The organism is Microbacterium foliorum (assembly GCF_003367705.1).
Taxonomy (GTDB): Bacteria; Actinomycetota; Actinomycetes; order Actinomycetales; family Microbacteriaceae; genus Microbacterium; species Microbacterium foliorum.
This window is the reverse complement of the sequence record NZ_CP031425.1, coordinates 3,375,221-3,394,596: the sequence shown is the minus strand read 5'-3', so window position 1 is coordinate 3,394,596 and position 19,376 is coordinate 3,375,221. Positions and strand designations below refer to the sequence as shown.

Here is a 19,376-nt window from a genome sequence, read left to right as displayed (position 1 = left end):
GGTGGGGGAGTTCTCCGCCCGTCGGGGAGTTCCCCGCCGGTCGGGGAGGGAGCTATGTTCACGAGAGCTCCTGCACGAGGCGGGCGACCGCGATGTCATTCACAGATGCTGAGATGCACGACCGTGCGGATGCTGCCCGAACGGCATCATCGACGGATGGATGTGGAAGCGGCACTCGGCGAAAGAGGAGGGGTCGCCCGCGTTCGGACCCTGCGGAGAGACGGGGTGACCGAGCATGCACTGCGACGCGCGGTCCGCGAGGGCCGCGTGTTCTCGGTCTGCCGGGGGTGGGTGGCGGTTCGCGGTGCGGATCCGATGCTGGTCGCCGCAGCCAAGCGAGGCGTGGTGATCAGCTGCATCACCGTCTGCGCTCGGAAAGGGCTCTGGGTGACGTCGGCACCCGCGGTCCACGTCGCCGCTCCTGCGAAGTCGGGGCACGCGAACTCGGCGCGAGGAGTCGTCCATTGGAGTCGGCCGACCTTTCCGCGAGATCCGGATCTGCTCGAGGACTCGCTCGAGAACGCGCTGATCCTGGTGGCGCGATGCCAGTCGCACGAAGACGCGCTCGCGACCTGGGAGTCGGCGTTGCGACAGCGCGTCGTGGACCCGGATGTGCTTGCGGAGGCGTCGTTGACGCCGCAGGCACGTCGGATGCTGAGCGAGGCGACGCCGTTCGCGGATGCCGGCACCGAGACGATCTTCCGGACGAGGCTCGGATGGCTGAACGTGCCGATCGTCCCGCAGGTGTGGATCCTCGGCCACCGGGTGGACTTTCTCATCGGCGAGAGACTCGTCATCCAGATCGACGGCGGACACCACGTCGGGCCGCAGCGATCGAGCGATATCGCCCACGACGCCGAACTGATGCTCCGGGGGTATCACGTGATCCGCATCGGCTATGAGCAGCTGATGCACGGATGGCCTGAGGTGCAGAGCCTGATTCTCGCCGCTGTCGCGCAGCGGCGTCATCTCGCGGCGTGAGGAGCACGGTCTCGGGCGGACTTCTCCCCAGTGGGCTGACCTCCTGGCGGGAGTTCTCCGCCCGTCGGGGAGTTCTCCGCCCGTCGGGGAGCTCGCCGCCCGTCGGACAGCCCTCCGCCTGTGGCGGACTTCTCGCCGTCGGGAGGACGCTGTCGCGCTGTCGTTCCGCCTCACGCCGAGTTCTCCGCCCGTCGGGGAGTTCTACGCCCACGCGGCGAGCCCACGCGGCGAGAGCGACGCGGCGAGCCCACGCGGCGCGGACACGCGGAGAGCGGAATCGACGTCTCACGAGTCACATTCGTCACTTCTGCACCACGACACGCCGCCCAAAACCCCAAAACCCGCGAAATGACGCGGAAATGTGGGTGGTCGTTGATACATTCAAGGCGGTCACTCGACCAGGGGCGTCCGCCCCGACACACACAACGATGCGACGGAACACTCGTCGCTGGAGGATGACATGGCTGACAAGTCCATCACCAAGACCGAGCTCGTCGCGAGCATCGCTTCTGCCACCGGCCAGAGCCAGGCCACCGTCTCGGGTGTCCTCGACGCGCTGTTCTCCTCGGTCTCCGACGCTGTTGCCAAGGGCAGCAAGGTCTCGATCCCGGGCTGGATCTCGTTCGAGCAGGTCGCGACCGCGGCTCGCACGGGACGCAACCCGCAGACCGGTGCCGAGATCAAGATCCCGGCCGGCCACCGCGTCAAGGTGACCGCTGGTTCCAAGCTCAAGGCTGCCGTCAAGTAAGACTGCTCCTGTTCGAAGGCCGCTCCCGATGCGTCGGGGGCGGCCTTCGTGCTCCCACCACGACAGCGCGGCTTAGGCTTGACGTGTGAGTGCCCGTGTCGCGCAGACCCCGACCCGCTCCGCGTATCGCGCGGCGGGCATCGGTCTGCTGCTCGCGGGCGGTCTGATCGCGGTCGTCGCCGCTCTCGTGATCGGTGGCGGAGCCGCACCGCTGCTGCTGCAGGATCCCGGTCCGTTCGTGCGCTGGGCGACGCCGATCGCCAAGCTGGTCATGAACATCGCCTCGGCGGCGATGCTCGGATCCCTCGTGCTCGCGCTGTTCGCGCTGCGCAGCGAGGAGAAGTCGTTCGACACCGCCCTCAACGTCGCGTCGGCCGGGGCGGCCGTCTTCACGGTCTCCGCCGGCATCGGCGGATTCTTCACCTTCATGGCCGCGTTCAACCCGCAGCTCAGCGCCGAGCGGGAGTTCGGCGAACAGCTCGGCCGGTTCCTGCTCGAGCTGCCGCTGGGGCAGTCCTGGCTGATCACGACGATCATGGGGTCGATCATCACCGTGCTGGCCTTCGCCTGGCGCACCTGGACCCCCACGCTCATCACGGCGCTGCTCGCCGCCGCATCCTTCCTGCCGTTGGCGACCCAGGGGCACTCGGGCGATCTCGCGGGTCACAACATCGCGGTGAACTCGATCCTGCTGCACACGATCGGCGCGGCGGTCTGGCTCGGCGGTCTGCTGCTCGTCGTGATCCTGCGCGATCGCTCGGGCATCCGCACCGCCGACCTGGTGCGTCGCTACTCGAGCCTCGCGATCGCGGCCTTCGTGGTCGTCGCGGTCTCGGGGGTGGCCCGCTCGTTCGTCGCGCTCGGAGACATCTCGCAGCTGTGGACGCCGTACGGCACGATCCTGCTCCTCAAGGTCGTGCTGCTCACAGCCATGGGCCTGTTCGGCGCCTGGTACCGCATCCGTCTGATCCCCCGCCTCGACGGCGCGAACGCATCGCGCTGGTTCTGGATGCTGGTGCTCGGCGAGATCACGCTGATGGGCCTCGCGTCGGGGGCGGCCGCCGCCCTCGCGCGCACACCCCCGCCGACCGGCGAGGAGCAGGCCTTCGTGCAGACTCCCGCCGAGAACCTCACGCGCTCCCCGCTGCCGCCCGAGTTCACGATCGACCGCTGGTTCACCGCCTGGGACATCGACGTGCTCTGGCTGGTCGCCGTCGGCTTCGGCCTGTTCCTCTATCTGGCGGGTGTGCGCCGGCTGCGTCGCCGTGGCGACCGGTGGCCGATCCATCGCACGGTGTTCTGGGTGCTGGGCATGCTGCTGCTGCTCTGGGTCACGGGCGGGCCGATCAACGCCTACCAGGAGTACCTGTTCAGCGTGCACATGCTCGGGCACATGATGCTGTCGATGGCGATCCCGCTGCTGCTCGTCTCGGGAGCACCGATCACCCTGGCGCTGCGTGCGATCCACAAGCGCGACGACGGCACGCGCGGCGGACGCGAGTGGATCATGTGGGCGGTGCACTCCCCGTTCTCGCGGGTGGTCACGCATCCGTTCGTCGCGGCGGGCATCTTCATCCTGTCGCTGTGGGCCTTCTACTTCACCGATCTGGTGCGCTGGTCGATGTACGAGCACCTCGGTCACGAGTGGATGGTCGCGCACTTCCTGATCTCGGGCTACCTGTTCGTGATGAGCCTGGTGGGCGCGGACCCCGTGCCCTACCGGCTGCCGTACCCCGGGCGGCTCATCACGCTCATCGCGATCATGGCCATGCACGCGTTCTTCGGTGTCGCGATCATGATGCAGGAGGGGCTGATGGTCGCGGACTGGTTCGGCTCGATGGGGCGCACCTGGGGTCCCTCGCCGATGGATGACCAGTACATCGGTGGTGGCATCGCGTGGTCGATCGGTGAGATCCCGACACTGATCCTCGCGATCACCGTCGCGATCCAGTGGAGCCGCAGCGACACCAAGCTGCAGAAGCGCCGGGATCGGCATGCAGACCGCACCGGCGAGGCCGAGCTCGAGGAGTACAACGCGAAGCTCGCGGCCCTCGCCGAGCGCGACCGCCGCGACGTCGAGCGCGCGACGCGCTGACGCGGCCTGACGTGCTGGCAGCGCACGACGCGGCCTGACGTGCTGACGCACCGGCTCGGTGTCAGTCCTCGGGCTCGTCCTCGCCGGGAGAGCCGATGCGGATCGACGCCGAGCCGTCGGGGAGGATGGTGACCGAGCCGTCGACCTGGAAGGCCACGTCCTCCGAGACCTCCTGGATCGAGCCGTCGAAGAGCGAGCGGATCTTGACTTCGACGTGCGCGACGGCATCCGTCGGCGGGATCTTCCAGTGGCCGCCGTCGGGAACCACGGTCACCTGCGGCTGATCGGCGATCGACCACGTCGGCAGCGAGGCGATGCGGTTCGACACCTCGAGGCCGAACGGGCAGGCCGTGGGCTGCAGCACCTGCTGCGACGTGCACGCGGTGAGGAACTCCTCGACCCGCTGCTGCACGACCGAGACGAACTCCTCGGTCGGATCGGTCTGCAGATCGACGGGGGTCGTGGCGAGGGGGCTGTCCGCGAGGACGCCGACGCCGTCGGACTTCGCGATGGCGGTGTCGACGGTCACGGCATACAGCCCGGGGGTGAACACCAGCAGCGGCAGGGGGTCGAGCGGTGCGGCCTCCGCGCCCGCGGGCGACACCTGACGCCGATCCATCTCGAAGCCGTTCACAGCGAACTGGTCGGCGCCGCGCAACGTGAGATCGACCACGGCGAGGGGGCTCGTCGTGAAGCGCCAGTTGGGGGTGACCCCGGCCCATCCGTCCTGCGCGACCGCGAACGTCGTGGTTCCCTCATGATCACCCGCGCGGTACGAGACGGTCACGGCGGTCCCGTCGCCGTCCGACTCCTCTGAGACGACCTCGACGTCGGTCAGCGGCGCGAGCGCGGAGTGCCGCAGCAGCGCTTCGGAGGCGGTCGCGCCGATGCCCGCGCTCTGCAGGGTCTCGCGGTCGATCGCGACGCCGGGCACGCGGAGGGCGTCGGCGGCTCGTCCCTCCGAGAGGAGGTCGAGGTAGCGCACGACGAACGCGGAGGGACCGTAGAACTGGCGGTACAGCGTCGCTCCGCCGGCTCCGAGCGCGGCGACGAGCACGAGGCCGATCACTGCGAGCAGTGCGAGATCGGCGGCAAGACGGGAGCGCCGGGGCGCCTTCGTCTCGACCTGCTGCATGGCGTCAGTCTAGGAGGACGCCCTGGGATGGAGCCGTGCGCCGCGTCGCTGTGTGACGGGCCGATCGGCTGTGTCCGACGGATGCCGCGCCGCGACCACCCGTAGCATGGGGAGCGCGCCGTCGTGCGCGTTTCCCGTCGTCTTCCCGTGTGAGAGAACCGTGTCGCTTCCCGCTTTGTCCGAAGAGCAGCAAGAGCTGTTCCGACTGATCGAGGACACCGGCGAGCATGTCTTCATCACCGGCCGTGCGGGCACCGGCAAGTCCACCCTGCTGCAGTACTTCTCGTGGAACACGAAGAAGCAGATCGCGATCTGCGCGCCCACCGGCGTCGCCGCCCTGAACGTCGAGGGGCAGACGATCCATTCGCTGTTCCGGCTGCCGATCGGTCTGATCGGCGATTCCGACATCGAGCAGAACGACAACACCCGCCGCATCCTCAACGCGATCGAGACCCTCGTCATCGACGAGATCTCGATGGTCAACGCCGACCTGATGGACGCCATGGACCGCTCGCTGCGGCAGGCCCGCGGCAAGCGCGGCATCCCGTTCGGCGGCGTGCAGATCGTCATGTTCGGCGACCCGTACCAGCTCGCACCGGTGCCGCCGCGGGGCGACGAGCTGCGCTACGTGAAAGACCACTACCGGTCGTTCTGGTTCTTCGACGCCAAGGTCTGGGCGGGATCGGGCGGGGGAGACGCGCAGGACGATGACGGCGGACTGTTCGCGGTCGATACGCGCGCCGAGCTGCACGTGCGCGAGCTGGTGCAGATCCACCGGCAGTCGGATGACGGATTCAAGGCCATGCTGAACGCGGTGCGCTACGGCCGGGTGACCGCCGAGATCGCGGGAGTGCTGAACGCCCAGGGTGCGCGCACGCCCCCTGACCCCGAGCCGGGGGAGGTGCCGATGATCACCCTCGCCACTCGCAACGACATCGTGAACACGATCAACAGCCGTCACCTCGCCGCGTTGCCGGGCAAGGAGCAGACTGCGAAGGCGGAGGTGAACGGCGAGTTCGGTCGCGGGGAGGCGTCCCTGCCCGCCGAATCCGAGCTGAAGCTCAAGATCGGCGCCCAGGTGATGTTCCTGCGCAACGACACATCGATGTCGGGGGAGCCGCCACGGTGGGTCAACGGCACGATCGGCACGGTGGTGCGCATTCTCGGCGAGACCGTGCGCGTCGAGATCGACGGCGACGAGGTCGATGTCGAACCGGCCGTGTGGGAGCGTTTCCGCTACTCGTACGAGCCCAGCACCAAGAAGCTGTCACGCGACGTGATCGCCGAGTTCACGCAGTTCCCGCTGCGACTGGCGTGGGCTGTGACGATCCACAAGTCACAGGGCAAGACCTACGATCGCGCGATCATCGACCTGGGATCCGGCGCGTTCGCACCGGGACAGACCTACGTGGCGCTCTCGCGTCTCACCGCGCTCGACGGCCTCTACCTGTCGCGGGCCCTGCGGCCGAGCGACATCCGGGTCGACGAGGACGTGCGTCGTTTCATGCGCGACGCCTGGCTCGCGGCATCCACCCCCGAGGTCGGCACGGCCTGACGCGTTTCGTCTCGGTCGCTGCGCTCCCTCGCTCAACGGGCGGGGTCTGGGTCGCTGGGCTCCCTCGCTCAACGGGCGGGGTCTGGGTTGCTGCGCTCCCTCGCTCAACGGGCGGGGTCTGGGTCGCTGCGCTCCCTCGCTCAACGGGCGGGGTCTGGGTTGCTGCGCTCCCTCGCTCAACGGGCGGGGTCTCCGTCGCTCGGCGAGCGGGAGTCAGGACTCAGGCGGCGATGCGCGAGCGGGAGTGAGGACTCAGGCGACGAGGCGCGCCCGGTCGAGATCCTCGAAGAGCTCGGTGTTGAAGCGGTAGGCGAGCAGGACCTCGTCGATCACGCGCTCGCGCTCGGCGTCGTCCCAGGGGGCGGCGTCGAGCTGCTCGCGGTAGACGTCCTTGAACGCGGCGGGGTCGGCGATGTCGTCGAAGAGGTAGAACCCGATGCCATTGGTCTCGAAGCCGAAGTGGCGGGCCATCACGCGCCCGATGAAGACTCCGCCCGACAGGTCGCCGAGGTAGCGGGTGTAGTGGTGGGCCACGAAACCGCCCGCCCAGGTCGCCCCCACCTGACGGATGCGCTCGACATAGCGCTGCGTGGTGGGCAGCGCGACGATCAGGTCTCGCCAGTCGGCGCCGAGCAGGAAGCCGAGGTCGGCCTCGAGCGCAGGAAGGCGGGTCAGCTTGTCGCTGAGGAACACCGATGCCACGGGGTCTCTGCGCATGCGCTCGCCCGCGCCCTCGAGCGCCTCGTAGATGAAGTAGTGCTGGGCGACGAGAGCGATGTAGTCCTCGCGGGAGCCCTCGCCCTTGAGCAGGTCGGACATGAAGCCCGCTCCCTCACTGCGCGAGTGCGAACCGGAGGAGCGTTCCCGGAGGGCGGCGGAGAAGGAGAGGATCTCGGACATGACCTCAGTGTAAGGGTTGCCTAACCTCAAACGGAACCCTCGATCTCACCGCGTCACGCGTGCGGGCGCGGTTCGACCCCCAGCCGCGCGCACGCGAGGTCGTACAGGGCGACGACCTCGCGGCGGACGGCCGCGCGCTCAGTGATCGGCCCGGACGGCCAGGCGATGCGCAGCTCAGAGACGCCACTGTCGCCGGTGACCTCCCAGGCGCCGCTGTCGCCGTCGAGACCGGTCATCATGGCATCCGTGATCTCGCGCCCGTCGGCCCCGGTGAAGGCGCGGGTGATGAGCAGGTTGTCGTCGCGGTGGTCGCCGTTCATGTGGCGGAGGATCGCCGAGACGACGTCGGCATCGAAGATGTGCGGCATGGTCCTCACCCTAAACGCGCCGCCGCGATGCGATCTTTCAGGATCCGCGTTCTAGACTCGGGAGACACGTCTTCCGGGGGTCCCCTTTCATGCAGCTTCTCTCGTCACGCAGGTTCCGCGCCGCAGCGGCCGGCGTCGCCGTGCTCGGACTCTTCCTCACCGGATGCACGTCGTCCGAGCCGGAGTTCAGCTACCAGCCCCCGGCGCAGGTCGACGGCGACTTCCCCGCCGACACGGTCACGGCGATGCAGGATGCCGTCGCGAACGCGCTCGCCGCCTCCGGCGCCTCGGGTGCGGTGGTCGGCGTCTGGGCGCCCTGGAGCGGGAGCTGGGTCGCCGGCGTGGGCACTCAGGACCCGGGAGCGGGCGCCGAGATCACGACCGACATGGCCTTCCGCGTCTCCGACATGACGAGGCTCATGACGTGCGACGTGCTCTACGGCCTCGCGGACGAGGGCATCGTCGGTCTCGACGACCCGGTGCCCGACCATGTGTCCGGCGTTCCGGACCTGACGGACATCACCCTTCTGGACCTCTGCAACAGCACGAGCGGGCTCGGCTCGTCCGAGGCCATCGCGCAGGCCGCCTGGAAGACCACCCCCGAGCGGGTGTGGGCGCCGCTCGAGCTGGCGTCGTACGGACTCGGCGCACCGCGGGCCACCCCGCACACCACCTACACGAACTCCGATGCGGGATACCTGCTGCTCGGGCTCGCTCTCGAGCGTGCGTCGGGGATGACGGCATCCGAGCTCATCTCCGCGTACGTCACCCGGCCGCTCGCGCTCTCGAACACCTCGCTGCCGTCGCCCGCGCCGGCGGCGCCCTCCACGGGACCGGTGATGGACGGGCACTACCTCACCCCCGTCGAGGGCGGATACGACTGCGCCGCCCCGGTCGACATCACGACTCTTTCGTCGAGCACCGGCTTCACCGACTCCGGGGTGGTCTCCACGATCGATGACCTCGGCCGCTACATGCAGGCCGAGGCCGCCCAGGTGCTGCGGACGAAGAAGGAGCCCAACCGCTTCGGGTCACCGCTGCCGCAGGCTCCTGACGCCCCGTCCTGGTTCCAGGCGACCGGAGGCGCACTCCTCGTCGGCTCGATGATCGGTCAGTCCGGATGGACGCCCGGGTACCAGACGTCGGCTTTCTCCGACCCCGCGACCGGGTTCACCGTGGCCGTCGTGCTGAACGATTCGACCACCGGTGGCACCACCGCGATGCATCTCGCATGGGAGCTGGCGGCCCTCGCTTCCAAGGCTCCGGCGGCCGAGGGGCAGACGGCACCGGACTTCGGTCTGCCGTTCACCGCCGAGCAGTACCACCAGGAGATCGCGAACGCCGCGCTTCCCTGCGTCGCACCGCCTGAGGGCTGATTCGGACGCACCCGGCCGCTGCGCGACCGGGTCGGGAGAGAGGGCGGCCATGGCCATCATCGACAACGCGATCTACGTCGACGGCGTCCGCACCGAGAATCCGCGCAGCCTGAGCGAGACGTTCGAGGCCATGCGCGAACGCGGCGGGATGAGCTGGATCGGTCTCTATCGTCCGAGCGAGGCGGAGATCCGCGAGGTCGCCGACGAGTTCGGCATCCATGCGCTCGTGGTCGAGGACGCCCTGTCGGGGCATCAGCGCTCGAAGCTCGAACGGTACGGCGACGTCCTCTTCATGGTGCTGCGCTCGGCGCGCTACCTCGATGAGACGGAGGAGGTCGAGTTCGGCGAGATCCATCTGCTCGTGGGGCCGGACTTCGTCGTCACGATCCGGCACGCCGAGTCGCCCGATCTCGGCCGCGTGCGCCACCGCCTCGAAGGCGACCCCGCGCTGCTCCGTCTCGGCGCCGGGGCGGTGCTCTACGCGATCCTCGACGAGGTCGTCGACGAGTACGCCCCGGTGCTCGCAGGTCTCGAGAACGACATCGACGAGATCGAGGGTCAGCTGTTCGAAGACGGCATCGATGCGACGCAGCGCATCTACGAGCTGGGGCGCGAGGTCATCGACTTCCAGCGCGCGGTGCAGCCGCTCGCCGGGATGCTCGATTCTCTGCTGCGCGGCTCGCCCGAGCACGAGGCCGACGAGGAGCTGCAGCGCTACCTGCGCGATGTGCTCGACCACACCCTGCGCATCTCCGAGCGGGCGAACACGTTCCGCACCGTGCTCGACAACGCCCTGACCGTCGAGTCGACCATCGTCGCGCGTCGGCAGAACGAGGAGATGCGGCGCATGACCGAGCTGAGCATCCGTCAGAACGACGAGGTGAAGAAGATCTCGGGATGGGCCGCGATCCTCTTCGCACCGACCCTCGTCGGCACGGTCTACGGGATGAACTTCGATCACATGCCCGAGCTGCACTGGGTGCTCGGCTACCCGATGGCCATCGGACTCATGCTGGCGATGGGCCTCGGCCTCTACTGGGCGTTCAAGCGCAAGGGCTGGCTGTGACCCCCGAGCGCTGAGTTCGGGAGTCGTGGAATCGCGGTCTGCGTCGAGCTGACCAGACTCGCCGTCGCGTCAGTCGGCCCGTCGGCGCCGGGCTCTTCCTTTCGCGAAGCCGGAGGCCATGACGACGATGAGTACGACGGACACGACGGTGAGCAGTCCGCCCAGCCCCGTGACCGTGCGGCCCGGGGTCCCGTGGCCCTCGACCACGGCCGCGCTCGGTTCAGCAGTGCTGTAGATGACCGTGACGCTGCTTCCCAGAGCGGGCTTCTCGTCGGGCGCCCAGTCGGCCCAGACCGAATGCGATGACGTGTCGCCGGCGAAGTACTCGACCCTGAAGTTGTGCGTGGAGGCCTCGGCCCCGTCGTTCACTTCGACCACCGTTCCCGTCGTGCGAGAGCCGCTCGCGACGGGCTCTCGGTCGGCGGCGTTCATCGACGATCCGATCACCAGCAGCACGGGTCCGACGAGCAGGATGGCGACGATCACGATCGTCTGGAACACGGGGTGGTACACGAAGCTCCGGGGCGCGTTGCCGGAGTCGTAGGGCATCATCACGTGCCCATCTCAGCACAGGTTCGTCGACGAGAGGCTGATGCGGGGTGTCGAGAGGACAGGGAATCCCGCGCGGCGCGCTCGCGACCGGCTCTCAGTCGTCGGTGTCGACGCCGGGCCCGGGACCCGGTCGCACGGCGGCATCCGGCGCGATGTCGATGCGTGTGGTGCCGTCGTGCTCCGACACCTCGATGCGCGGCGCGGCATCGGCCTCGGTCGCCTCCGGCGCGGCGGTCAACTGATCGTGCCGCTTCTCTTCGCTGGTCATCTCGTGGTCCGGTTCCGGGGTGCGGTCAGTGGTTGTCATGATTCTCCTCCGTGGTGGTGCGGGTATCGGTGGTGGCGGACGGGGAACCGGTGCGGGCTGCGGCGCGATTCCTGCCCCAGCGTGCGAGCAGGTAGAGGACGCCCCCGACGGCGAGCAGGATGCCGCCGAACAGCCACACGGCGGGGCGCTGCTGGGTGAGCAGCAGGATGCACGACCCGATGCCGAGCACGGGGATGACCGTCCAGATGCGGAAGTGGTCGTGCTCCACCCGATCGCGGCGCAGCACGAGCACCGACACGTTGACGCTGAGGAACACGATCAGCAGCAGAAGCACGACCGTTTCGGCGAGCGTCGCCAGATCGCCGACCAGGGTCAGTCCCATCGCGACGAGGGTGGTGGTGAGAATGGCGACCCACGGGGTCTTGCGCCCGGGCAGCACCCGACCGAGCACCGAGGGCAGCAGGTTCTGCTCGGCCATGCCGTAGGTGAGACGACTCACCATGATCATGGTGAGCAGGGCGCCGTTGGCGACCGCGACCAGGGCGATCAGGCTGAACAGCCAGGAGGGGATGCTGGCACCCGCCGCCTCGACGACCGAGAGCAGCGGGCCGCTCGACTCCTGCAGGTCCGAGGCGGGCAGCGCGATCGAACTCGCGATGCCGACCAGCACGTAGACCGCACCCGCGGTGAACAGTGCGCCGAAAAGTGCGCGCGGGTACGTGCGGCGCGGGTTCTTCACCTCTTCGATCATGTTGGCCGAGGTCTCGAAGCCCACGAAGGAGTAGTAGGCGATGACGGCTCCGGCGAGCACGGCCATGGCCGCGGGAGTGCCCTCGGGGGTCTGGGTCAGGCGTGAGGCGTCGCCACCGCCTCCGGCCACGAACACGCCCACCACGGCGATGACGATCACGAGACCGCTCAGCTCGATCGCCGTCATCACCAGGTTCGCCCCCAGGGATTCCCGGATGCCGCGGGCGTTGAGCGCCGCGACGACGGCGAGGAACACGATCGCGACGGGGATCGTCGGCAGGTCGAAGAAGGTGCCGAGGTAGTCGCCGGCGAAGGCGATCGCGAGGCCCGCGGCGCTGGTCACTCCGGCCGCGAGCATGCTGAACCCGACGAGGAACGACACCACCGGGCTGTGGAAGGCGCGCTCGGCGAAGACGGATGCTCCGCCCGCGCGCGGGTACTTGGTGACGAGCTCGGCGTACGAGCCGGCGGTGAGGAGAGCGAGGAGCAGGGCCAGCAGCAGCGGAGCCCACAGCATCCCGCCGACCTTCTCGGACAGCACGCCCATCAGGGCGTAGATGCCGGCGCCGAGGACATCGCCGAGGATGAAGGCGAAGAGGAGGGGTCCGGTGATGGCGCGGCGAAGCCGGGTGGGCTTCTCCTGCGCGCGGGCGGTGTCGGAGGTCATCCCGGAACACTAGGGAGGAGGCGCGTCCCGGGCGACGGGGTTGACATCGCGCGGACTCGAGTCCTGCGGCATCCCGAAGTCATCCGTGCGGGGGATGCCGCGGCGCGCGGCGGCTCATAGCGTGGATGCATGCTGATCGTCGAGGAACTCCACATGCTGTTGCTTCGGCCCGACGGCCGCGTCGAGAGCGCGGTGAGCGGCAACCGCCTCTATGGCGAGGTCGCTGCGGTGCTGGTCGACCTCGCCCTGCACGGGCGCATCTCGTTCTCGCAGGACAGGCATCCGGTCGTCGACGTCGTGTCGACCGAACCCACGGGCAACCCGATCCTCGACACCACCCTGCACCGTCTCGTGCCGATGCGAGGCAAACGTCTGCAGTCCCTGGTCGTGTGGCCGAAGCTCGATCCGCTCGAGATCGTCGTCGAGTCGCTCGTCGTGCAGGGAGTCCTCGTGCGCGGGGAGCGCGGATTCTTCGGCTGGGGATCGGCACGCACTCCCGAGTCCGACCCCGCTCGCGAGCAGCTGCTGCGTGCGCGGCTCGCCGCTGTGCTCGCCGGAACCGCCGCCCCGACGCAGGCCGACCTGTCGCTGCTCTCGATCCTGCAGAATCTCAATGCCGCGCATGCGATCCTTCGTGCCGAGTGCGGAGGACTCTCGGCACGCGACCTCAAGAAGAGGATCGAGCAGCTCACCGCGGGGTCGCCGGCCGGGGATGCCGTCGCCACGGCCGTGAATGATGCGATCGCCGCTGCGATGGTCGCGATCATGGCATCGACGGTCGTCGTGGCGACGATCACCTGACCCGCTCGGTCGTGGGCTCAGCGCAGCACAGCGACGCGCTCCGCGATCTCGACGACAGCCCGGTTCTCATCGAGAGGATCGACGATCACGCCGGCGACGGCGTCGAGGTCGAGCACCGGGAAGCGCGAGGTCGCTCCGATCTTCTCCTCGCTGCCGAGTGCGAAGGTCTGCGAGCACCGGGTGGAGATGGCCCTCTTGGTGACGGCGTCGTCGAGGTCGCCGGTGGTGAGTCCGTGCACCGGATCGATGCCCGTCACGCCGAGGAAGAAGAGGTCGGCCGCGAGGTGCTGCAGCGCTTCCATGGCCAGCGGTCCGCCGGCGACCATCGAGAATCGTGCGAGCTCGCCCCCGATCATGATGATGCGCGCCGCCGAGTGCTCGGCGGCGGCGAGCGCCACCGCGGGGCTCGGGGTGATGACGGTGAGGTCGGCGCCGTGGGGCAGCATCCGCGCCATCGCGAGAGTGGTGGTGCCGGCGTCGAGCACGATCGTCGACCCCGGCTCGATCAGGGAGACGGCCCGAGACGCCACTCTCTCCTTGCTCGCGGTGGCGAGGGATGAGCGCTGATCGACGGGCCTGTCCGCCGGGGCGATCGGCAGGGCGCCTCCGTAGACGCGCACCAGCTCGCCGGCCTCGGCGAGTTCTCTGAGGTCGCGGCGGATGGAGTCCTCCGAGACCCCGAGGGCCGAGGCGACGTCCTTCGCCACCACCCGACCGTCCGTGCGGAGGATCTCCCGCAGGTGATCCTTGCGCTGTGCGCCCAGCATCCGACCCCGTCCATTCTTGTTATCTCACGAAGTTGCACGTTCTTGCACGGTTAACGTTACAGTCTTCTTCATGACGACACCACTCCTGATCCTGATCGCCGGCCCCTACCGCTCGGGAACCGGCGGCGACCCCGCCCTCATCGCCCGCAATCTCGAGATCCTCGAGCAGGCCGCAGCGCCCATCCACCGGCTCGGACACGTCCCGATGATCGGGGAGTGGGTCGCTCTGCCGATCCTGCGAGGCCTCGACGAGAACTCCGCGACCGACGGCGATGTCATGTACGAGACCGCACACCGACTGCTGCAGCACTGCGACGCCGTCCTCCGCCTGCCCGGTGAGTCCTCGGGTGCCGACAAGGACGTCGAGATCGCACGGGAACGGGGGCTTCCGGTCTTCCGCTCGCTCGACGAGATCCCGGCACTCGGCGCCGCATGACGCGTCGCGCCTGACGGGCGAGCTGACCGCAGCGCGGTCAGGCGTCGAACCGCACCCCGGCCAGCTCCTCGGCCGCCGACCAGAGCGCGGCGCCCACCTCGGCGGAGCGCACCTGCTCGCTGGCTCGCACGCGGGCAGGTGCACCGCGGAACTCGAGCAGGCCTCCCGGGCCCCAGTAGTCGCCCCCGGTCGCATCGGCCGACACCGCCGCGTGCACGATCGGCGCGGCGCCCGCGTCCTTTCCCTGCACGAGCGGTCGACTGAGCCCTGCCAGGGTGCGGGAGAGGCCCGACACCTCGGCGAGACCGGGGCGATGCGGGGTGAGCGGGTCGACCGCGTATCCCGGATGCGCGCACAGTGCGGCGCGCGCGGTCCCTCGCCATCGCCGGTCGAGCTCGAACGCGTACGCCATGAGCGCGGCCTTCGAGCGGCCGTACTGACGCAGCGACGCCCCGGTCCACGGCTGGCCGAGCGTCGCCGGGTCGATCTCTGCGAAACGGTGGGCCAGCGAACCGACGGCCACGACGCGCGCGTCCTCCGCGAGCACCGCGCCGAGCTGCGCGAGCAGGGCGAAGTGGCCGAGGGCGTTCGTCCCGACCATCAGATCCAGCCCGTCGGCGGTGCGCGCGCGGCGGTCGGCCGCCTTGATCCCCGCGTTGCAGATGACCGCATCGAGCCGCTCGTCGACCGACGCCGCGGCCGCTGAGATCCCGTCGAGCGAGCCCAGATCGAGGGGGAGGACGCCGACGTCGGCGCCCTGCGCGTGGGCGCGGATCGACGATGCCGCGACCTCGGCCCGGTCGACCGATCGGCAGCCGAGCAGCACCCTGGCGCCGCGGGCGGCGAGCTGTTCGGCGCACCAGTAGCCGATCCCCGCATTCGCGCCGGTGACGAGAATCGTGCGACCGCCGAGATCGCGGACGGGGGCGGGGGCCGAGGTCATGTCCTCCAACCTAGGCGGCCCCTCGAGGGCGGCGAGAAAATTCTTCGACGAATTTGTGACGATCGGCGTGCCCCGCACGTCTTACCTGTGAGCGACCAACCACGCTCCCGGCACGGCCGACAGGTCTCGCAGCCGGAACCACGTGAGACGAAGGAAAAGTCATGGCAACTCAGGATCAGAACACCTCCACCAGCCCCGCCGAGAAGGAGCTGGCCCAGACTTCCGCCGCACCGAAGCCCGCCGCGTCCTTCTCTCGCGTGGACCGCTCGTCGAGCTTCTCGGCATCGCGCATCCCCACCGACGTCGACGCCGCAGGCAAGACGGTCATCGCCGATGGCGTCGTGGCCAAGGTCGCCGGCATCGCCGCCCGTGAGGTCGCGGGCGTCTACGCCCTCGGCGGCGGCGGAGCCCGCGCCTTCGGTGCGATCCGCGACGTGATCAACGCCACCGACCTCGCCCAGGGCGTCAAGGTCGAGGTCGGCGAGACGCAGGCCGCCGCCGACCTGACCATCGTCGTGGAGTACCCGGCCCCTATCCAGGAGGTCGCGAACAACGTCCGCGCCGCCGTCGCGGGCGCGATCAGCCGCCTGGTCGGCCTCGAGGTCGTCGAGGTCAACGTCGAGGTCAACGATGTGCACGTCCCCGGCGACGACAGCACCGAGAACGAGGAGTCGCGCGTCTCATGAGCCCCACCATCACCGGCGCCGTGATCGGCGCCCTGCTCGCTCTCGCCGCACTGGCGTTCGGGTTCTGGGGGTTCCTCCTCGTCGCCCTGTTCGCCGGGATCGGTGCCATCATCGGCCGGATCGCCTCCGGCAAGCTCGACGTCCGCGGCCTCGCGGACGCCTTCACGGGGCGGCGCACCTCCTGATGCGCGTCGACCAGCACTTCGCCCCCGGTGGTGACCCCGAGCGGGTCGCCACCGGTGGGGCCACCGTTCCTGGCCGCGTCGACGTGAGGGAACGCGTCTACCGCACGGTGACCGAACAGGCATCCGCAGTCCTGATCGGTGTGCCGCGCGGCGACGTGAAGGTCGATGTCGCCGAGCATCCGGGCGGCTTCGCCGTCCGCATCGCCACCCCGCTCCCCGTCCCGAATCTCGACGACACCGTCGCGATCGAGCAGGGAGTCCCCGTTCTCGAGAGGGCCCGTCAGCTGCAGGAGCAGTTGCAGACACGGCTGACCGGAATCCTCGGTCGAGACATCACCCGCATCAACCTCACCATCACCGGTGCCACCATCCCAGAGAGGAGTCGAGTGCGATGAGCACCCCCGTACTTCGTCGCGTCGTCCGTCGCGAGACGCATTCGCCGCGCACGGTCGCGATGTTCGTCGCGGTCATCCTCCTGATCCTCGCCCTCGCCTACATCGGGCTCGAGATCGTGCTGAGCCTCGCCGCCCAGCCCGCCCTCCTGCTCGGTCCCGCGGCAGCGGGTGGATGGCTGGTCGGACTGCCGACCGCGCAGCCCGCCGGTCTCGTGATCGCGGGCAGCATCGTGCTGGCCCTGATCGGGATCGTCTTCATCGTGCTGGCCGTCACACCGGGCCGCCTGTCGAAGCACACGCTCGAGGCGGGCGACCGCGCGGTCGTCGTCGACAACGGCGTGATCGCCAGTGCACTGGCCCAGCATCTGTCGGAGCAGACGGGTCTCTCCCGCGAGAGCATCACCGTCGGCGTCGGACATCGCTCCGTGGACGTCACCGTGCGCCCCGGCGCCGGCATCCCGCTCGACAAGAGCGCGGTGCAGTCCGCCGCCGAGGCCGAGCTGACGACGTACCGGCTGACCAGGAGCGTACGCACCCGGGTTCGCATCGAGCGGCCCACCGAGAAGGAGGACGAGCTGTGAACGCCACCAATCGTGCGTTGAACCGCACCCTGCTGCTGATCATCGGCCTGCTGTTCCTCGCTCTCGGCGCCCTCGGCATCGCGGTGATGAGCTGGCCGACCGCCACCGACATCTGGACGTCGGCCGGCAAGGACGCCCGCACCTGGCTCGACCAGGCGATCGCGGCCACGGCCATCGCGGGAGGAAGCCTCTCGTGGGTCGGCATCGGCGCCGTCGCGGCGATCGTCATCGTCGTGGTGCTCCTCATCGCCGCGTTGACCAGCATCTCGGGTCGCCGCTCCAAGACGGTCCTCCGCTCGTCGGGGGCGCAGAACCCGCTCGGCCGGGTCACCGTCACCGAGTCCTTCGTCTCGGATGCGGTGAAGAACTCGCTCGCCGACCGGGCCGACATCCTCTCGACCCACGTCACCGCGAACGACATCCACAGCGAGCCCGTGCTGCACGTGGCGCTGACCCCGCGTCAGAACACCGATCCGCGCGAGCTGGTCGACCACGTCGACCGCCTGCTCGGCAACCTCGCGACCCTCACCGGCCGCGAGACGGCGACCTACGTCTCCATCCACACCGGACTGCGGGCGCGGCTCGCTCACGACCAGCGTCGCCTGACCTGATCCGCTGACGCCCACCCGTCACACGGCACCCGTCACCACACGACACCCAGGAAGAAGAGACACCATGCGAAACAAGATCCTCCTCATCGGCGCCGTCGCCTTCGTCGCCTACATCCTGGGCAGCCGGGCGGCGACCGTGCAGATCGACAAGGGCGAGTCCGTGCGGCACCAGCTCGTGCGGATGTGGAACGACCCGAAGGCCAAGAAGGAACGGGCGAAGGCCGCGAAGAAGGCCAAGAAGGCCGCAGAGAAGGCCCTCGACAAGGTGCGCCGCTGATCGGCTGCACCCCTCGACTTATCGTCGGTCGCGAAGAGCACGACGATAAGACGGCGGGAATCCTCCCGTCGTCATCATCACCCTCACGAAAGGAGCTCCTCATGGGACTCGATGACAAGATCAAGAACGCCGCTCAGGACATCGCCGGAAAGGCGAAGGAAGCGATCGGCAACGCGACCGACAACGACAAGCTCGCTGCCGAGGGCAAGGCCGACCAGGTCAAGGCCGACGCGAAGAAGGCCGGCGAGAACGTGAAGGACGCGTTCAAGAACTGACCCTCCACTGACGGGCGGGCGGAGCATTCGTGCTCCGTCCGCCCGTCGCTGCGTGCACGGGGTCGGTCGTGAGACGATGCGGGGATGAGTGCGCGACTGGATGCCGATTCCGAGAGGGAGCTGCGCGAGCTTCGCGCCCGTGCGTACGGTCCCCGTGCCGACATCGCCACAGATCCGATCGCTCTGCGCCGCCTGGAGCAGCTCGAGGCCTCGCGCGCCGCGATACCCGACTCCGGCGTCGTCTCGGTCGACGCCCGTTCCGCGTCCGTCATCGCCGACGGTCGCGTCGAGGACCGAGCGGGCGATGAGCTGCTCGACAGGCTCGGTGACGACTCGCTGTGGGACGACGATCCCGACGCGGCCTCCGCCTCCGCCGCCGGTGCCGCCGACGCGGCCGTCGGTCCGGGTCCGGCGGAGCATGGCGCGGGGCGGCCCGCCCGTCTCGGCAGAAAGCACCGCGTGTTGTGGGTGGCATCGGTCGTGGCATCCGCTGCCGTGGCCGCTCTCGTGACGTTCGCGGTGACCTCGCTGCAGACGGTGTCGACGTCATCGGGCGCGCCGCAGGTCGACACGCTCCGGCTCACGCCCGAGGGCGCGATTCCTCCGAGCTGGTTCGGTGCGGGCTCCGACGTCGCCAGCGCGGAGTTCGCCGGTCTGACGATCTTCGAGACTCCGGGGTGGACGTCGGAGTCGGGGGATCGGGTGTCGGACAACCGCTGCCTCTCGGTCGCCAGGACCAGCGACCTGCCCGAGGAGGGCGAGGATGAGGGGGACTCGTACGTCGGCGGCCCGATCTACGGGACGTGCGGTGTCGCGTCCTTCCCGACCGCGCTCGCCGTGCCGTTCAGCGACGAGCTGCCGGACGAGCTGATGGAGCGGTACCCCTCGGGCGTCGCGATCCAGTTCGTGCTCGACGGCGACCGGGTCGGGGTCTTCGTCGATTCGAGCGACGACTAGC

The 19,376-nt window shown here is 69.3% G+C and carries 24 protein-coding genes; 16 read left to right on the top strand and 8 right to left on the bottom strand.

Annotated elements, in window-relative coordinates; genetic code table 11:
* The first annotated feature begins 225 nt into the window (after positions 1-225).
* The 3 genes from DXT68_RS15985 to DXT68_RS15975 all read left to right on the top strand — a co-directional run bounded on the left by DXT68_RS15985 (position 226) and on the right by DXT68_RS15975 (position 3,824).
* On the top strand, positions 226-981 hold the full coding sequence (locus DXT68_RS15985; protein ID WP_244268121.1) for an endonuclease domain-containing protein: 756 nt from the start codon (positions 226-228) through the stop codon (positions 979-981).
* Between the two features lie 460 nt (positions 982-1,441).
* Positions 1,442-1,729: an HU family DNA-binding protein gene (locus DXT68_RS15980; RefSeq protein WP_042541574.1), complete on the top strand. Its 288-nt coding sequence runs from the start codon at positions 1,442-1,444 to the stop codon at positions 1,727-1,729.
* 85 nt (positions 1,730-1,814) lie between these two features.
* On the top strand, positions 1,815-3,824 hold the full coding sequence (locus DXT68_RS15975; protein WP_082068807.1) for a bifunctional copper resistance protein CopD/cytochrome c oxidase assembly protein: 2,010 nt from the start codon (positions 1,815-1,817) through the stop codon (positions 3,822-3,824).
* Between the two features lie 61 nt (positions 3,825-3,885).
* Here the strand turns inward: DXT68_RS15975 and DXT68_RS15970 are convergent, their stop codons facing one another.
* On the bottom strand, positions 3,886-4,959 hold the full coding sequence (locus DXT68_RS15970; protein WP_045252960.1) for a hypothetical protein: 1,074 nt from the start codon (positions 4,957-4,959) through the stop codon (positions 3,886-3,888).
* A gap of 160 nt (positions 4,960-5,119) precedes the next feature.
* Between DXT68_RS15970 and DXT68_RS15965 the strand changes: the two genes are divergently transcribed.
* The gene (locus tag DXT68_RS15965) at positions 5,120-6,514 is read left to right on the top strand and encodes an ATP-dependent DNA helicase (RefSeq protein WP_045252961.1); all 1,395 of its coding nucleotides are present in this window, start codon (positions 5,120-5,122) and stop codon (positions 6,512-6,514) included.
* A gap of 252 nt (positions 6,515-6,766) precedes the next feature.
* Here the strand turns inward: DXT68_RS15965 and DXT68_RS15960 are convergent, their stop codons facing one another.
* Positions 6,767-7,414 (bottom strand): biliverdin-producing heme oxygenase, encoded by a 648-nt coding sequence (locus DXT68_RS15960; RefSeq protein WP_045252962.1) that lies wholly within the window; start codon positions 7,412-7,414, stop codon positions 6,767-6,769.
* Between the two features lie 53 nt (positions 7,415-7,467).
* Complete coding sequence (locus tag DXT68_RS15955) at positions 7,468-7,782, bottom strand: DUF2470 domain-containing protein (RefSeq protein ID WP_045252963.1); 315 nt, start codon at positions 7,780-7,782, stop codon at positions 7,468-7,470.
* An 89-nt stretch (positions 7,783-7,871) separates the two neighbouring features.
* Here DXT68_RS15955 and DXT68_RS15950 point away from each other — a divergent pair, with 89 nt between their 5' ends.
* Together DXT68_RS15950 and corA are read left to right on the top strand one after the other, a co-directional pair.
* The gene (locus DXT68_RS15950) at positions 7,872-9,158 is read left to right on the top strand and encodes a serine hydrolase domain-containing protein (RefSeq protein WP_045252964.1); all 1,287 of its coding nucleotides are present in this window, start codon (positions 7,872-7,874) and stop codon (positions 9,156-9,158) included.
* Between the two features lie 49 nt (positions 9,159-9,207).
* Complete coding sequence (corA, locus tag DXT68_RS15945; RefSeq protein WP_045252965.1) at positions 9,208-10,224, top strand: magnesium/cobalt transporter CorA; 1,017 nt, start codon at positions 9,208-9,210, stop codon at positions 10,222-10,224.
* Between the two features lie 69 nt (positions 10,225-10,293).
* On the opposite strand, the gene DXT68_RS15940 is transcribed toward corA, so the two are convergent.
* The 3 genes from DXT68_RS15940 to DXT68_RS15930 form a co-directional block, all read right to left on the bottom strand.
* Positions 10,294-10,779: a DUF3592 domain-containing protein gene (locus DXT68_RS15940; protein WP_156149243.1), complete on the bottom strand. Its 486-nt coding sequence runs from the start codon at positions 10,777-10,779 to the stop codon at positions 10,294-10,296.
* 91 nt (positions 10,780-10,870) lie between these two features.
* The gene (locus tag DXT68_RS15935) at positions 10,871-11,083 is read right to left on the bottom strand and encodes a hypothetical protein (RefSeq protein WP_045252966.1); all 213 of its coding nucleotides are present in this window, start codon (positions 11,081-11,083) and stop codon (positions 10,871-10,873) included.
* Positions 11,070-12,461: an APC family permease gene (locus tag DXT68_RS15930; protein WP_045252967.1), complete on the bottom strand. Its 1,392-nt coding sequence runs from the start codon at positions 12,459-12,461 to the stop codon at positions 11,070-11,072. Before DXT68_RS15930 ends, DXT68_RS15935 begins: the two co-directional genes overlap by 14 nt.
* 129 nt (positions 12,462-12,590) lie before the next feature.
* Between DXT68_RS15930 and DXT68_RS15925 the strand changes: the two genes are divergently transcribed.
* Positions 12,591-13,262 carry a GOLPH3/VPS74 family protein gene (locus DXT68_RS15925; protein ID WP_045252968.1) on the top strand — a complete coding sequence of 224 codons (672 nt, stop codon included), beginning with the start codon at positions 12,591-12,593 and terminating at the stop codon, positions 13,260-13,262.
* Positions 13,263-13,279: 17 nt separating this feature from the next.
* Here the strand turns inward: DXT68_RS15925 and DXT68_RS15920 are convergent, their stop codons facing one another.
* On the bottom strand, positions 13,280-14,029 hold the full coding sequence (locus DXT68_RS15920) for a DeoR/GlpR family DNA-binding transcription regulator (RefSeq protein ID WP_045252969.1): 750 nt from the start codon (positions 14,027-14,029) through the stop codon (positions 13,280-13,282).
* A gap of 70 nt (positions 14,030-14,099) precedes the next feature.
* On the opposite strand from DXT68_RS15920, the gene DXT68_RS15915 reads away from it, so the two are divergent.
* Entirely contained in the window at positions 14,100-14,465 is a 366-nt protein-coding gene (locus DXT68_RS15915; protein WP_045252970.1) for a DUF4406 domain-containing protein, read from the top strand.
* A 37-nt stretch (positions 14,466-14,502) separates the two neighbouring features.
* Here the strand turns inward: DXT68_RS15915 and DXT68_RS15910 are convergent, their stop codons facing one another.
* Positions 14,503-15,408: an SDR family NAD(P)-dependent oxidoreductase gene (locus tag DXT68_RS15910; RefSeq protein WP_045252971.1), complete on the bottom strand. Its 906-nt coding sequence runs from the start codon at positions 15,406-15,408 to the stop codon at positions 14,503-14,505.
* A 161-nt stretch (positions 15,409-15,569) separates the two neighbouring features.
* On the opposite strand from DXT68_RS15910, the gene DXT68_RS15905 reads away from it, so the two are divergent.
* From DXT68_RS15905 to DXT68_RS15870, 8 genes are all read left to right on the top strand, one after another.
* Positions 15,570-16,094: an Asp23/Gls24 family envelope stress response protein gene (locus tag DXT68_RS15905; protein WP_174233218.1), complete on the top strand. Its 525-nt coding sequence runs from the start codon at positions 15,570-15,572 to the stop codon at positions 16,092-16,094.
* A complete protein-coding gene (locus DXT68_RS15900; RefSeq protein WP_045252972.1) occupies positions 16,091-16,279 on the top strand; it encodes a DUF2273 domain-containing protein in 189 nt (62 codons plus the stop codon). The genes DXT68_RS15905 and DXT68_RS15900 overlap by 4 nt, the downstream gene beginning before the upstream one ends.
* Positions 16,279-16,674 (top strand): hypothetical protein, encoded by a 396-nt coding sequence (locus tag DXT68_RS15895; RefSeq protein ID WP_208856510.1) that lies wholly within the window; start codon positions 16,279-16,281, stop codon positions 16,672-16,674. The genes DXT68_RS15900 and DXT68_RS15895 overlap by 1 nt, the downstream gene beginning before the upstream one ends.
* Positions 16,671-17,255, top strand: coding sequence for a DUF6286 domain-containing protein (locus DXT68_RS15890; protein WP_045252973.1), 585 nt, complete (start codon positions 16,671-16,673; stop codon positions 17,253-17,255). Before DXT68_RS15895 ends, DXT68_RS15890 begins: the two co-directional genes overlap by 4 nt.
* A complete protein-coding gene (locus DXT68_RS15885) occupies positions 17,252-17,866 on the top strand; it encodes a hypothetical protein (RefSeq protein ID WP_045252974.1) in 615 nt (204 codons plus the stop codon). The genes DXT68_RS15890 and DXT68_RS15885 overlap by 4 nt, the downstream gene beginning before the upstream one ends.
* A 64-nt stretch (positions 17,867-17,930) precedes the next feature.
* Positions 17,931-18,143: a hypothetical protein gene (locus DXT68_RS15880; RefSeq protein WP_045252975.1), complete on the top strand. Its 213-nt coding sequence runs from the start codon at positions 17,931-17,933 to the stop codon at positions 18,141-18,143.
* 101 nt (positions 18,144-18,244) lie between these two features.
* Positions 18,245-18,418 (top strand): CsbD family protein, encoded by a 174-nt coding sequence (locus tag DXT68_RS15875; protein WP_042541591.1) that lies wholly within the window; start codon positions 18,245-18,247, stop codon positions 18,416-18,418.
* A gap of 84 nt (positions 18,419-18,502) precedes the next feature.
* Positions 18,503-19,375: a hypothetical protein gene (locus tag DXT68_RS15870; protein WP_045252976.1), complete on the top strand. Its 873-nt coding sequence runs from the start codon at positions 18,503-18,505 to the stop codon at positions 19,373-19,375.
* The last annotated feature ends 1 nt before the right edge of the window (position 19,376 follow it).

Excerpts from the sequence above, each read along its gene's own strand:
- DXT68_RS15935 (WP_045252966.1), bottom strand. The coding sequence starts at position 11,083 with ATGACAACCACTGACCGCACCCCGGAACCGGACCACGAGATGACCAGC.
- DXT68_RS15955 (WP_045252963.1), bottom strand. The coding sequence starts at position 7,782 with ATGCCGCACATCTTCGATGCCGACGTCGTCTCGGCGATCCTCCGCCAC.
- DXT68_RS15980 (WP_042541574.1), top strand. The coding sequence starts at position 1,442 with ATGGCTGACAAGTCCATCACCAAGACCGAGCTCGTCGCGAGCATCGCT.
- DXT68_RS15890 (WP_045252973.1), top strand. The coding sequence starts at position 16,671 with ATGAGCACCCCCGTACTTCGTCGCGTCGTCCGTCGCGAGACGCATTCG.
- corA (WP_045252965.1), top strand. The coding sequence starts at position 9,208 with ATGGCCATCATCGACAACGCGATCTACGTCGACGGCGTCCGCACCGAG.
- DXT68_RS15910 (WP_045252971.1), bottom strand. The coding sequence starts at position 15,408 with ATGACCTCGGCCCCCGCCCCCGTCCGCGATCTCGGCGGTCGCACGATT.
- DXT68_RS15905 (WP_174233218.1), top strand. The coding sequence starts at position 15,570 with ATGGCAACTCAGGATCAGAACACCTCCACCAGCCCCGCCGAGAAGGAG.
- DXT68_RS15920 (WP_045252969.1), bottom strand. The coding sequence starts at position 14,029 with ATGCTGGGCGCACAGCGCAAGGATCACCTGCGGGAGATCCTCCGCACG.
- DXT68_RS15960 (WP_045252962.1), bottom strand. The coding sequence starts at position 7,414 with ATGTCCGAGATCCTCTCCTTCTCCGCCGCCCTCCGGGAACGCTCCTCC.
- DXT68_RS15930 (WP_045252967.1), bottom strand. The coding sequence starts at position 12,461 with ATGACCTCCGACACCGCCCGCGCGCAGGAGAAGCCCACCCGGCTTCGC.
- DXT68_RS15880 (WP_045252975.1), top strand. The coding sequence starts at position 17,931 with ATGCGAAACAAGATCCTCCTCATCGGCGCCGTCGCCTTCGTCGCCTAC.
- DXT68_RS15895 (WP_208856510.1), top strand. The coding sequence starts at position 16,279 with ATGCGCGTCGACCAGCACTTCGCCCCCGGTGGTGACCCCGAGCGGGTC.
- DXT68_RS15950 (WP_045252964.1), top strand. The coding sequence starts at position 7,872 with ATGCAGCTTCTCTCGTCACGCAGGTTCCGCGCCGCAGCGGCCGGCGTC.
- DXT68_RS15870 (WP_045252976.1), top strand. The coding sequence starts at position 18,503 with ATGAGTGCGCGACTGGATGCCGATTCCGAGAGGGAGCTGCGCGAGCTT.
- DXT68_RS15925 (WP_045252968.1), top strand. The coding sequence starts at position 12,591 with ATGCTGATCGTCGAGGAACTCCACATGCTGTTGCTTCGGCCCGACGGC.
- DXT68_RS15900 (WP_045252972.1), top strand. The coding sequence starts at position 16,091 with ATGAGCCCCACCATCACCGGCGCCGTGATCGGCGCCCTGCTCGCTCTC.
- DXT68_RS15915 (WP_045252970.1), top strand. The coding sequence starts at position 14,100 with ATGACGACACCACTCCTGATCCTGATCGCCGGCCCCTACCGCTCGGGA.
- DXT68_RS15970 (WP_045252960.1), bottom strand. The coding sequence starts at position 4,959 with ATGCAGCAGGTCGAGACGAAGGCGCCCCGGCGCTCCCGTCTTGCCGCC.
- DXT68_RS15875 (WP_042541591.1), top strand. The coding sequence starts at position 18,245 with ATGGGACTCGATGACAAGATCAAGAACGCCGCTCAGGACATCGCCGGA.